At 72.4% G+C, this 12,397-nt stretch carries 11 protein-coding genes; 7 read left to right on the top strand and 4 right to left on the bottom strand.

What is annotated here, in order from left to right; translation table 11 throughout:
* Nucleotides 1-12: 12 nt before the first annotated feature.
* Nucleotides 13-843, top strand: a complete 831-nt coding sequence (locus tag ACYVGT_RS26370) for an SDR family oxidoreductase (RefSeq protein WP_460863128.1) — start codon at nucleotides 13-15, stop codon at nucleotides 841-843.
* A 31-nt stretch (nucleotides 844-874) separates the two neighbouring features.
* Here the strand turns inward: ACYVGT_RS26370 and ACYVGT_RS26365 are convergent, their stop codons facing one another.
* The 3 genes from ACYVGT_RS26365 to ACYVGT_RS26355 are packed head-to-tail and all read right to left on the bottom strand — an operon-like array spanning nucleotide 875 to nucleotide 4,304.
* On the bottom strand, nucleotides 875-1,525 hold the full coding sequence (locus ACYVGT_RS26365) for a hypothetical protein (protein WP_460863127.1): 651 nt from the start codon (nucleotides 1,523-1,525) through the stop codon (nucleotides 875-877).
* Nucleotides 1,526-1,584: 59 nt separating this feature from the next.
* Nucleotides 1,585-2,508 (bottom strand): 5'-methylthioadenosine/S-adenosylhomocysteine nucleosidase family protein, encoded by a 924-nt coding sequence (locus ACYVGT_RS26360; RefSeq protein WP_460863125.1) that lies wholly within the window; start codon nucleotides 2,506-2,508, stop codon nucleotides 1,585-1,587.
* Between the two features lie 26 nt (nucleotides 2,509-2,534).
* A complete protein-coding gene (locus ACYVGT_RS26355) occupies nucleotides 2,535-4,304 on the bottom strand; it encodes a hypothetical protein (RefSeq protein WP_460863123.1) in 1,770 nt (589 codons plus the stop codon).
* A gap of 129 nt (nucleotides 4,305-4,433) precedes the next feature.
* Here ACYVGT_RS26355 and ACYVGT_RS26350 point away from each other — a divergent pair, with 129 nt between their 5' ends.
* The gene (locus ACYVGT_RS26350) at nucleotides 4,434-5,102 is read left to right on the top strand and encodes an NUDIX hydrolase (protein ID WP_460863162.1); all 669 of its coding nucleotides are present in this window, start codon (nucleotides 4,434-4,436) and stop codon (nucleotides 5,100-5,102) included.
* A gap of 48 nt (nucleotides 5,103-5,150) precedes the next feature.
* Here ACYVGT_RS26350 and ACYVGT_RS26345 read toward each other — a convergent pair whose 3' ends face one another.
* On the bottom strand, nucleotides 5,151-5,855 hold the full coding sequence (locus ACYVGT_RS26345) for a histidine phosphatase family protein (RefSeq protein ID WP_460863121.1): 705 nt from the start codon (nucleotides 5,853-5,855) through the stop codon (nucleotides 5,151-5,153).
* 147 nt (nucleotides 5,856-6,002) lie between these two features.
* On the opposite strand from ACYVGT_RS26345, the gene ACYVGT_RS26340 reads away from it, so the two are divergent.
* The 5 genes from ACYVGT_RS26340 (at nucleotide 6,003) to ACYVGT_RS26320 (ending at nucleotide 12,382) form a co-directional block, all read left to right on the top strand.
* A complete protein-coding gene (locus ACYVGT_RS26340; RefSeq protein ID WP_460863120.1) occupies nucleotides 6,003-6,884 on the top strand; it encodes an enoyl-CoA hydratase-related protein in 882 nt (293 codons plus the stop codon).
* Between the two features lie 65 nt (nucleotides 6,885-6,949).
* A complete protein-coding gene (locus tag ACYVGT_RS26335) occupies nucleotides 6,950-7,744 on the top strand; it encodes a FadR/GntR family transcriptional regulator (RefSeq protein ID WP_460863118.1) in 795 nt (264 codons plus the stop codon).
* Nucleotides 7,731-8,447 carry a cache domain-containing protein gene (locus ACYVGT_RS26330; protein ID WP_460863116.1) on the top strand — a complete coding sequence of 239 codons (717 nt, stop codon included), beginning with the start codon at nucleotides 7,731-7,733 and terminating at the stop codon, nucleotides 8,445-8,447. Before ACYVGT_RS26335 ends, ACYVGT_RS26330 begins: the two co-directional genes overlap by 14 nt.
* Before the next feature lie 1,261 nt (nucleotides 8,448-9,708).
* Nucleotides 9,709-10,965, top strand: coding sequence for a D-arabinono-1,4-lactone oxidase (locus tag ACYVGT_RS26325; protein WP_460863114.1), 1,257 nt, complete (start codon nucleotides 9,709-9,711; stop codon nucleotides 10,963-10,965).
* Nucleotides 10,966-10,999: 34 nt separating this feature from the next.
* Entirely contained in the window at nucleotides 11,000-12,382 is a 1,383-nt protein-coding gene (locus ACYVGT_RS26320; protein WP_460863113.1) for an ethanolamine utilization protein EutH, read from the top strand.
* The last annotated feature ends 15 nt before the right edge of the window (nucleotides 12,383-12,397 follow it).

The following is a 12,397-nucleotide window of genomic DNA, read 5'->3' as shown; positions in this document are numbered from 1 at the left end:
GACGGTGGGGGGATGACGGACCTCGACGACCTTCGACCGGAGCCGTATCCGCTCCGGGGCCGCGCGGCACTGGTGACGGGGGTGAGCCGCAGGGCGGGGATCGGCTACGCCACCGCGCGGCGGCTGGCCGCGCTCGGTGCCGACGTCTTCCTGCACCACTACGCGCCGCACGACCGCGACCAGCCCTGGGGCGGCGACGACATCGCGGCGGTCCGCTCCGGCGTGGCAGCGGCGGCCGCCGCCGGCGCCCGCGTCGCCGACCTGCACGCCGACCTCACCGAGCCCGATGCGCCCGCCGCCGTCGTCGACGCCGCCATCGCCGAATTCGGCCACCTCGATGTCCTGGTCTGCAACCACGCCCAGTCGGACCGCGACGGAGCCCTCGGCGACCTCGACGCCGCAATGCTCGACCTGCACTGGGCGGTCAATGCCCGCTCGGCCCTGCTGTGCGCGCAGCGCTTCGCCGACCGCCGCGACCCGGCCCGCCCCGGCGGCGCCATCACCTTCCTCACCTCCGGCCAGGGCCAGGGCCCCATGCCGGGCGAAGTCGCCTACGCCGCAGCGAAGGCCGCCCTGGCCGGCGTCACCGTGACCCTCGCCGACCAGCTCGCCGACCGCAACATCCGCGTCAACACCGTCAACCCCGGCCCCGTCGACACCGGCTACCTCACCCCCGACATGTGGCGCACCGTCGCCCCCATGTTCCCCGCCGGCCGCTACGGCACCCCCGACGACCCCGCCCGCCTCATCACCTGGCTCTGCACCGACGACGCCCGCTGGATCACCGCCCAAACCCTCCACACCGAAGGCGGCTTCGCCCGCTGGCGCCCACGGGGGGCCTGACCCTCCGGGCACCACCCAGAGTGCAGCGCCGTCACGGCAGGCCGGTCGGCGTGCTGACGTGCCAGACGGTGCTGAACAGCGAGCGGGCCGCGTCGTAGAGCAGGCCGGGACGTGCGACGCGGAGGCACGGGGAGCACCGGCCGTGTCTGCCGCGCTGGTAGAAGGTCAGGTACGCGCTGCGGTCGGTGGCGACGACGCGGAGCAGATGCGGGAGGTCGTATCGCCGCAGTTCCACGCTCTCGCGGCTGCGGGAGAGCGCATCGATGTAGGTGGCATTGGCGTGGACCTGGCCGGACAGGACGTCGGCGGCCATCCCCGGGTCGGAGTCCTGCAGTTCGCCCGCGCGGCGCGACAGCCATGAGCCGGGCCGGGCGTTGGCGGTGGGAAGGATGATCCGGGCGGAATCCAGTCCGCCTGCCTGCAACGGGGCGAAGGGTTCGCGAGTGAGCGCGTTGCCCCTGCCAGCGAATACATCAACCCACTGGGCGCGGCGGACATCACGGGCGAGGTCTGGCTCCGCGTCCTGCTGCCGCGGATAGATGCGCAGCGCTCCGATCCCTAGCCAATGGGAGATTCGTGCGGCGAGCAAGGTTCGCAAGCGGACTCCGGCCAATCGCGAAGCAGCAAGTACCAGTGCACTGGCCACGAGCGAGCTGACGACGCCGGAGATGAACGGGTCCATGATTTCCACCTTCCTGCCGCAGGGCGGCCCCCGGGGAGCCGCCCTGCGGCGGCGGGCCCTCAGCGCAGATAGGGAAGCAGGCGCCGCGCGACCTGTGCGGCATTCCGCGAGGCGATGTTGTGGTGGCTGTCGCCCTTCTCTTGGTCCGCGCGGTCGGAAATGCCGCGCACCACCACCCAGCCGGGGTTGCGCGCCGGGTCGACGGAGTTCTCCTGCCAGTGCTGGCTGAGGCCGCCCGCCTCCATATCCACGGCGAGGATCTTGTCGTTGAAGCGCGTCAGATAGCTGCGGATCTCACTCTCCGCATCGGCCACCACTGCATATCCAGATCCGATCGGGGAGGAGAACGCACGGAACCCGCCCTCGCCGGGGCGGCCGTTCTCGAAGAATTCCGCGGGCTCGCCGTTTTCTGTGAAGAACGCGTTCACCGAATGCACCATTTCGGCGGGGGACTCGCGCTCTTCACCGCGGTGGACGGTGCCGTCAGGGGTCTCCTTGCGCAGGTCGTAGAAGACCACTCGGGTTCCGATGACGACGTCACCGAGCTCAGGCACGCGTCCGCCGTGCCCGATCCCGCCGCCCACCCCGACGAGCATCAGCACCGCGGGATCGTAGTAGCGCCGGAGGTTCTCGCAGGCGGCCATCGCCGACCGCTGCCCCTGCGCACTGGTGCGGGTTGCCGCCACAGAGAGTTGCCGGCCTCCCTCGTCGACCGTCCCTTCTGCAAAGAACAGTCCCGCCTTCTTGGGCGCCGGGGACAGTCCGAAGACGTCGTTCACGGCGCGTGCTTCCTCCGCGAGGATGGTGACCACTCCGATGTCCCACCGTGCAGCCGGAGCTTCGTCTGCGGTCTCTGCGGTGCTCGGTCCGGGGGCGCGGCCGTTGAACACGGTGGCGCCGTGCCCGACCGCGGTATTGGAGAACGTGTTCGTGCCGCCGAAGTTGGCGATCCCGTCGATCCGGTGCTGCGAATCCTGATTCACGTGATTCTCGCTTCCGAGAGGGAGTGCTACGCGGTTGCGGCAGGTGCGCCGCCGGTCTGGACCTGGACGTTGGAGGCTTGTGCCTGGGCGCCGATCGCGGAGTTCGTGAACTGGTTCGTTCCGCCGACGTTGATGACGCTCGCGGTCAGGATGTTGGTGGCCCGCTTGCGGAACGCCTCGGTGTCGATGCCGTGCGACTCGAGGAAGTCGTGCACCGAATTGAGGAGGTGCTCTTCGACGATTTTCATGTGGCGGAGGATCGTGTTCTTGTCGAGCTGCACCTCGCCCCACGGCTCCGCGCAGGACTCCCGGATCGAAGTGGTCGAACCGATCTGCACCCCTTTGCGGGGGCGCAGGGTCCTCTCCTGCTGGGCAAGGAGCCAGCGGACGGCCGCGACAGGGAGCTTCAGCAGCCGGTAGATCCGTGCCAGTTCCAGCGGGATATCCCGAACTGCCCGAAGCGCCGCAATGGCAAGCGCGAACGCACCGTGCTCGGCGTAGAGGTCGAACTTTCGGAACGGCTCCGGGGTCCGGGTCAGCACGCACGCCGCGAAATCCAGGCTGAGCGTGCGGCCCTGCAGGCTCACTCGGAGGAGGACCGTGGTGACCAGTTCCCCTCCGGCGGAGGGCACGCAGACCTCGAGGAAGTGGTGCCCCGTGTGCCCAGGGGCGTCAATGATCCGATTGATCTCCCGTGCGGCAGTTGCGCGATCGAGGAGGGCCCGGTCGGCGGAGACGTCGGAATCGCAGACGAAGACGCGGTCCCCGACGATCCCCCTTAGCCGCACATCGTCGGAGTCCCGATCGAGCTTGCGCATCGACTGCCGCAGATGGTCGACGAGTTCGTGGGCGCGGAAGGGGGGCCTCTCCCACTCCCGCTCCTGCGTACTCTGCCCGCCTTCGTCCGGGCGCAGCATCTGGACGGTCATCGGCGGATTCCACAGGTGCACGATCTCCCCGGCCCCGACGAAGGGGGAAGTGTTTCCGAACGGCGCAATGGAAAGCGGTAGGCCGTCGTCTTCGTCCGCTTCGCTGAGGTCGGTGCGGCGGTAGACCACGCAGGGGTGGTCCTGCTGGTCGCGTACGGAGCGCTCGCGGTGTGTCAAACGCCGGGGAACGGGCGGAGAATCTTTGTAGAGGCGGTTGATCCGGAGCTGCCGGGTTACCCCGAATGCCGCCATCGCGGCTACGAGGCAGGCGGCAATGGAACCGGCGAATTCCGTGTCCGCTGGGCGAAGGACATAGCTTCCGCCGACGAAGAGCGCGACAGCCAGTCCGCCTGAGGCATAGCGGCGGAAACGGAGCGGGACGAGCCTCGCCACTCCGGTGATCGGCCTGTCGAGGAGCGGCGCGGGCCGCAGCACCGACAGGCGTCCGAAGCGGCGCTTCCTGGTGTCCATCCGCTTCCGGTCGGATTCCTCCGCCGCCCTGCGGAGGACGCTCCGCGTTCGCCGCACTTCCGCGTGGACTACCGTCCAGACGATCAGGGCGCAGGCGACGAGGACCGCGCTCCAGGTCCGGCCCATTGCGACCGGCAGCGTGACCGCGGCCAAGAGGGCAGTGTGGCCGGCGGCCTCCAAGAAGAGCGCCGCCCAGGCGCTGCGCATGACCGGTACGAGGTCGAACTCGTAGGAAGGGGCGATTCTCTGCTGGGAGGCGTTGTGGACCCGGATCACCCGGTCGCGGAACGACCGGTCGATCATCGCTCCCGCGCAGAGGTGGCGGGTGGCAGGGGTAAGGGGAGAGCTGGTTTCGGTCTCATGGCTCTGATCTGCTGTTACGTCGGTGATGCTCATGCTGTACCGCCGCTTCTTCAGTTAGAGTCACAGTGACCTTAAGTCGCGAAGCTATTTGGGTCAAGGTGACCTTTAGGAGGTGTGGTGGTCCACGGAAAGCGGCCGGACCGCCCGGTCGACGCCGTCTGGATGACGGTTGACCTCGCGGTCTTCACGATCCGCGGGGGCGCGCTGTGCGTGCTGCTCGTGGAGCGGGGCAAGGCGCCCTTCGCGGGGCGGGAGGCGCTGCCCGGGGGCTTCGTGGGCGCAGGGGAGGCGATCGAAGCAGCTGCTGCGCGGGAGCTGCGCGAAGAGACCGGCGTCGAAGCAAGCGCGTTCCACCTAGAGCAGCTCGGCGCGTACGGATCTCCTGACCGCGATCCCCGGGGCCGGGTCGTCACCGTCGCCTACATCGCCCTGGCGCCGGGGCTGCCGGAGCCCGTGGCCGGGACTGATGCCAGTGGCGCCCATTGGGCCGACGTCGCGGGGCTTCTCGCCGACGAGCGCACTCTGGCGTTCGACCACGGCCGGGTCCTGCGGGATGCCGTCGAGCGGGTGCGGGGGCGCCTCGAGTACACGACGATCGCCTCGGTGTTCTGCACCGAACCGTTCACCATCAGCGAGCTGCGGAACGTCTACGAGACCGTGTGGGGAGAGCCCCTCGATCCCAGCAACTTCCGGCGCAAAGTCCTCACGACCGAGGGCTTCGTCGAGCCGACAGGGGAACTCAGCACATCGGGCGCGGGACGGCCGGCGTCGCTGTACCGGGCGGGCGGCGCCCGCCTGCTCACCCCACCCCTCCTGCGCCCACCCCGCTGACCGGGCCGGTGCGCTCGTCGCCGGCGCAGGCGAGCGCTGCGCGGCGCGTCAGGTGGGTGGGGAGGGGTGGCTGAGGAAGGGCGGGCCGAGGTGGGCGGTGTCGTTGAAGCTGCGGAGGATCCAGTGGGTGGGGGTGAGGACGAGGAGGGTGAGGGAGGCGTTGTCGGCGCCGCGGAAGGCGAAGGGGCGGGAGCCGGTGGCCTGGGAGAGGAGTTCGGCGATGGTGCCGCCGTGGGTGAAGGCGGCGAGGCGCTGGCCGGGGTGGGCGGCGGCCAGGCGGGTGGCGGCGGTGCGGACGCGGGCGGCGAAGTCAGCGGCAGGTTCGGCGCCGGGGATGACGTCCCAGCGCTGCTCGGTCCACATGCGCACCGCGGTCGGGTGCCGCTCGGCGACCATCTGCCGGTAGAGGCCGCCTTCCCAGTCGCCGAGGTGCACCTCGCGCAGGCCGCCCTCCACCCGGACTGCGAGACCGAGCCGGGCAGCGAGCGGTGCGGCGGTCTGGGCCGTGCGCCGCAGTGTCGTGGCGTAGACGGCGTCGAAGTGCTCGCCGGCGAGCCGCTCGGCGACGCGCTCGGCCTGCTGGCGGCCGGCGGGGGAGAGACCGGGGTCGCCCTGCCCGTCCACCAGGGGGAAGGGGCGGCCGGGGCGGGCCGGTGCCGACTCGCCGTGCCGGATCAGCAGCAGCTCGGTGGCGCCGGCCGGCGGACGGAAGCGGACCTGCGGGTACTCGGCGGGGCCTTCGGAGGTCGTCACACCTCCGGGATCCTACGGACTTCCCGGCTGCAGCAGCCAGCTCCGCGCGCGAGCGTCCCTTGGCCGCGCCTGCGGGCGGCGGTACGTTGGCGGGCGGTCGGAAGAGAGCATCCGTTCTCCGGCATCCGCCGGTAGAGGGGCAGTGCCGTGGCGGACTACGAGCAGATCACCTATGCGGCCGCCAGCGGCGTCGCCACCATCACCCTCAACCGGCCCGACCGGCTGAACGCCTTCACCGGAACCATGCGCGGCGAGCTGATCCGGGCGTTCGACGAAGCCGACGCCGACGATGCCGTCCGCGCCGTGGTCGTCACCGGCGCCGGGCGCGGCTTCTGCGCCGGGGCCGACCTCGAAGCCGGCGCCGACACCTTCAACGCCTCGGCCCGCGGCGAAAAGCGCCGCGAGGCCGACCGGATCGGCGGCGTGCCCAGGGACGGCGGCGGCACGGTCGCCCTGCGCATCGCGGCCGCGCGCAAGCCGGTGATCGGAGCGGTCAACGGTCCCGCGGTGGGCGTCGGCGCGACCATGACCCTGCCGATGGACATCCGCCTGGCCGCGGAGTCCGCCCGGTTCGGCTTCGTCTTCGCGCGCCGCGGCATCGTGCCGGAAGCCGCATCCACCTGGTTCCTGCCGCGGGTCGTCGGGATCTCGCAGGCGATGGAGTGGGTCGCGACCGGGCGCGTCTTCGGCGCGGCAGAGGCCCGCGAGGGGCGGCTGGTCTCCCGGGTCGTGCCCGACGGGGAGCTGCTCTCCGCGGCCCACGGAGTGGCGCAGGAGATCGCCGAGAACACCTCCGCGGTCTCGGTCGCCGTCTCGCGCCAGCTGCTGTGGGGCATGCTCGGCGCCGAGTCGCCGTGGGAGGCGCACCGCCTCGACTCGCAGGCCATCCACGCTCTGGGCGCGGGCCCCGACGCGGCCGAGGGGGTCGCCGCCTTCCTGGAGAAGCGCCCGGCCGACTTCCCGCTCAGTCCCACCCGCGACTATCCCGGTTTCATCCCGCCCTGGCCCGCCCGCCCCGACGGCATGTGACCGCCGCCCGCCGGGGGGCCAGACGGGCCGCGGCCGCCCTGCGCCCGCGTTGTTAGGCTCGGCGCGTGGATGCGGGGGCGGGGTGGCGCGAAGCAGCGGTGGCGACCGCGACCGTGGACATGATCGTGCGGATGCCCGGCGGGGGAGCGGCCGGACGGGCCGACCGGGTGGCGCGGCAGATCGAGCGGGCCATCGCTGTCGGGGTACTCGAGCCCGGGGACCGGCTGCCCACCGAGAGCGCCCTCGCCGACCGGTTCGGTGTCTCCCCGCTGACCCTGCGGCAGTCCCTGGCCCAGCTGCGCGCCACCGGCCGCATCGCCACCCGGCGCGGCCGCTCCGGCGGCAGCTACGTCACCGCGCGCCCCGCTGACGACCCGGCCACCGCCGCGGCCGCACTCGCCCGCTCCAGCAGCGAAGAGCTCCGCGAACTCGGCGACTATGCCGCGACCATCGCCGCCGGGGTCGGACGCCGCGCCGCCGAGCGCGCCGGGGCGGAAGAGCTCGACCGGGCCCGTGCCGACGCGGACAGCTTCGCCGCCGCCCGCGAGCCCCAGGACCTGCGCCGGCTCGACACCCGGTTCCACGTCGCGCTGGCCGCTGCCGCGCACTCCGGACGGCTCGCCGCGGCCACGCTGGAGGTGCACGGCGAACTCGCCGAGTTCTGCTGGCTGGGCGGCAGCCCCGGCGACCGCGCCGCTGCCGCCGCAGCCGAGCACGGGGTGCTGCTCGACGCGGTCGCCCGCCGCGACGCGCGCGCCGCCGAGCAGGCCGCCGCAGAGCACTATGAGCACCAGATCCGCGACGTGATCGCCGCCTACCTGGAGGCGACCGCGGAAGGGGGAGGCGATGGCGCGCACTGACGGCGGTGCCGCCGCGCAGACCGTCGGCGCCTGGCTCGACGCGGTCTTCGCCGCACTGAAGGACGCCGCCCGCGCCACCGAAACCACGCTGGCCTCCCGCGCACCCACCCGCGCTGACCTCGGTGCGGTGGACACCGCGCTGATCGCGGCCCTGGACCGGATCGGCCGCGGTGTCGACGGCGTCGGGGTGGCCTTCGCCCCCGGCGCGCTGGCCGATGCGCCGGCCTGGCTGCACTGGTGGCGGCGCGACGACGCCGGGCGGGCCGAGTTCGCCCGGCACGTCTTCGACCCCGAGTCGATCCGCTACTACGACTACGCCGCCATGGACTGGTTCGCCGTGCCGGCGGGGGAGGGGCGGGCCGCAGCCGTCGGACCCTACGTCGACAGCGGCGGGACCGACCGCAGCCAGGTCACCCTCGCCGTGCCGTGCCGCGCCGGCGGCGGAACCGGTGTGGCGGCCGCCGACGTCCGCCTGGCGCGGCTGGAGTCGGCCTTCCGGTCCGCGCTCGCCACCGGAACCGGCGGCGCCGGAGAGACGGTGCTGGTCAACGACCGCGACCGCATCATCGCCACGGCCAGCGCCCGCCTGCTGCCCGGGACGTTCCTGACTGCGCCCGACGCCGCCCGTGCGGTCCGCTTCCCTGTTGCGTCCGCGGACCCGTCCCGCCTCCCGTGGCAGGTCGCCACCGTTCCGCCGCGCTGAGCTGCAGGCCGGGCCCGCACCTCAAATAGTGAATCTACGACGTAAAGCCGGCGCAATTCCGGAACGCCGGTCCAGAGGTGCGGCCGCAAGCCGTCCCGCGATCTGCTGGGACGGCAGACCCCGCAGCGCGCACCGCGAGAAGGCGCGGCTCGGGGGCGGGCTCTCGCCGGGGCCGCCCGTCGGCGTGTGCAGCACGGCAGGTTCCCGTTCCGGCCCGCATTCCGACTGGTGGCCGAGGCGCTCGGGGCAACCGGGTGGGTGCCGCCCGGAACGGTTCGCCGGCGGCCGGTCTGCGGGGGCCTCTCTCTTCTCGGCGGCGCGGGGTGCGGAGCACGCGTCCTCTGGGCCGGGGCGCAGCCCGCCGCTACCGGCCGCAGCTCTGCGGATCGGCCCGGGGCCGTGCCCAGCGTGCGGAGGGTCTCGCAGCGTGACTGGCCGCCTTTGCGCTCGACGGCGCCCACCTCGCAGTCTTCTGCGTCGGACAGCCCAGGCCGTCCGATCCCTGCCGCGTGCAGCACCTTCAGGGCCCGTTCCATGCGGGAAGCGGTACCCCCCGATCGACCGCGCCGCGGGTTTTCGGCTGGGCCTGCTCGGCACAGCCTGTCCGGATCGCTGCCGCTCGCCCCGGAGTATCGGCGCCCGCGCGCGTTCGGCCCGCCGGGCTCCGCTTCCCTCCTGCTGGCCTGGGCCCGGCGCCGGCCGGCTCCGCCTTCCGGCCGGCGCCGCTGCCCCCTCGGCGGCGATGCGGGTATCCGCCAGGCGGTGCCGGTTCTCCGCGCCGTCCGCGGGAGGCGGAGTCGCGGAGAATTCGACGCTGTTGCGATGGGTGCAATTCTGTGCGTAATCGCGCATGGGGCGGCGCGATTGGCGGCCAGTGGATATGTGCCGGCCCTCGGCAAGGGGGGAAATCCTGCGGGTTCTGTGTCGCGGATTATGCGTGCGGTTGCGTACTGGGTGACGCGGGGGCGCCATGTGCCGAAATCGGCGCCGCACGCAATGGGACGGTGATCCGTCCGTTATCAATACATATCCTTTAAAACTAAAGGATTAACGGAAACGGATTCACGGCCGGACAACGGAGTCCGGAGCCACCGGCAGTGCCGGCGCGCGGTAGCCGGCGTGCTCCGCTCCCGCGGAGCGCGCTGGAGCAGCCGGCGCCGCGGCACGCTGCAGCGCCCCCTTCCGCTGCCCGCCCGATCCACCGCCTCTGCGCTTGCGAACGGGCGCGCCAGTGCGTGCGGGGCGGAAAAGGAGACCGACCATGCCCGCCATTCCGTCCGTTCCCCACGCCCACCACCGCCAGTGGACCAACTGGGGCGGCAACCAGTCAGCCACCCCCGCGCACACGTTCCGGCCGCGCACCGAAGCCGAAGTGGTGGACGTCGTCGGCTTTGCCGCCGCCGAGGGCCTGCCGGTGCGCGCCGTCGGCGCCAGCCACTCCTTCACGCCCCTCGTCCAGACCGGAGGCGTCCTCCTCGACCTTGCCGAGGTGTCCGGCGTGACCGGCGTGGACGCCGCGACCGGCCGTGTCCGCGCCCGCGGCGGGACCGCCATCCGCGAGTTCGGCCCGCCGCTGTGGGAGGCCGGGCTCTCGCTGGCCAACCAGGGCGACATCGACAAGCAGGCGATCGGCGGCGCACTGTCCACCGCCACCCACGGGTCCGGCATCGAGCTCGGCAGCTTCTCCTCCGCGCTGTGCTGGGCGCGCATCCTCACCGGCACCGGCGACATCGTGGAGGTCGGCGAGTCGGACCTGCGCACCCTGCGCGCCGCCCAGGTCGCGCTCGGCACGCTGGGCATCCTGCTCGAAGTCGAACTGCAGGCCGTGCCGCGCTACCACCTGGCCGAGCGCATCACCTACCCGCTGTGGGAGGAGACGGCGGAGCGCTGGGAGCGCGACATCGCCGAGAACCGCCACTACTCCTTCCTCTGGAGCCCCTACGAGGACTCCTCGGCCCTGTACGAGCTGCCGACGCCGGCCGATCTGCCGATGACCGACCGCAGCTACACCAAGATGTACAACGCCGTCGAGCTCGACGAGGCCGCGGACCTGTCCGCGGAGAAGGGGGCGCGCCGCGACCGCGCCTACCGCATCTACCCCGGCGGCTTCGGCATCCCCTTCCACGAGCTGGAGTACATGGTCCCGGCCGAGCACGGATTCGCCGCCGTGTCCGCGGTGCGCACCCTCATGCGGACCCGCCACACCGACCAGCACTACCCGATCGAGGTGCGGTGGGTGCGCGGCGACGACGGGCTCCTCTCACCGTTCCAGGGACGCGACACCACCGTCGTCTCCGTGTCCGGCGCTCCCGGCGCCGACTACTGGCGGTTCCTGCTGGACGTGGACGCGCTGCTGCGCGACTACGACGCCCGCGCGCACTGGGGCAAGATCCACTTCCTGACCCGCGAGCGCACCGCCGCGCTCTACCCCGGGTTCGCCGACTTCGTCGGGATCCGCCGCGCCTTCGACCCGCAGGGGGTCTTCCTCAACGACCACACCCGCGCGCTCGTGGGCTGAGGCGCCGGACCGCATGCAACGACGGGAGTCGTGAATGGAAACCATCGGACAGGCCGTCATCTGGGTGATGATGGCGTTCCTCCTCCTCGGCGCGGTCTGCTCGCTCTTCGACGACCAGCGCGGTTTCGGCCGCGAGTTCGTCCAGGGCATCCACGCGATCGGCCCGATCTTCCTTCCGGTCGCCGGCATCATGTGCCTGGTGCCGATCCTCAGCGGCCTGGTCACCGCCTACGCCGCGCCGCTGTACGCGCTCGTGCACGCCGACCCCTCGATTGCGGCCACCAGCCTCATCGCCGGCGACATGGGCGGCTACCAGCTGGCGCACGCCACCGCTGAATCGCACAGCGCGTGGATCCTCGCCTTCGCGGTCAGCTTCACCGCCGGGTCCACCATCATCTTCACCATCCCGGTCGGCCTGGCGATGCTGGACGAGAAGGACCACCCCTACATGGCGCTGGGGGTGATGGCCGGCCTGCTGGCCATCCCGGTCGCGGTGTTCGCGGCGGCGCTGCTGCTGCAGGCCACCGGTGTGCCGCTGCGCGAGGAGGCGTCGACGGCAGCGGCCTCCACCCGGCCGTTCGACATGCCGGTCGGCGACATCCTCCTCAACCTCGTCCCGCTGGCGGTGCTGGTCGTGCTGCTCGCGCTGGGACTGCGCTTCCTCACCGGGTTCATGGTGCGGGCGTTCATCGTCTTCGGCCGCGGGCTGGACGCGGTGATCAAGCTGGCGCTGGCGCTGTCGGTGGTGCAGTACTTCACTGGTGTGTTCGACCTGCTGGGCACCTGGCCGCTGGACCCCTTCATCGCCGATGCCGAGGACCAGTTCCGGGCGCTGGAAGTGGCCGGCTACATCGGCGTCATGCTGGCCGGGGCGTTTCCGATGGTGCACGCGATCCGCACCTGGGGCGCCCGGCCGCTGGCTGCGGTGGCCCGGCGGATCGGCATGAGCGAGCAGGGCGCCGCCGGCCTGCTCGCCGGGGCAGCCAACGTGCTGGCGCTGTTCCGGGTGGTCGGCTCGATGCCTCCTCGGGACAAGGTGCTGACGCTGGCCTTCGCCGTCTGCGCCGCCTTCACCTTCGGCGACCACCTGGCGTTCGCCGCCAACTTCCAGCCGAACATGGTCGGAGTCTTCATCGCGGCCAAGCTGATCGGCGGCGTTGTCGGCATCGGCCTGGCCCTGTGGCTGGCAGTGCCGCACGCTGCGGTGCTGGAGGCGCGCGCCGCCGCGCCCGGAGCCGGCGGCGGCGCGGCGGGAGGCGCTCGCGCGGTCGGGGAGAGCGGCGGAGGCGCCGGCAGTGCGGACGCCGGCCTGAATACGGGCGGCTCCCCTGCGCCGGCCGGAGCAGGCGGCGCGGCGAATGCCGCCTCCGGGGATGCGGGCGGCGACGCCGGCCTCGGTGGCGGCGCCGCCCGGTGACGCGGCGGGCCGGGC

The sequence above is a fragment of the Nocardiopsis coralliicola genome (assembly GCF_054779695.1).
Note: the sequence above shows the minus strand (reverse complement) of the source record. Positions and strands in the feature narration are given on the sequence as shown.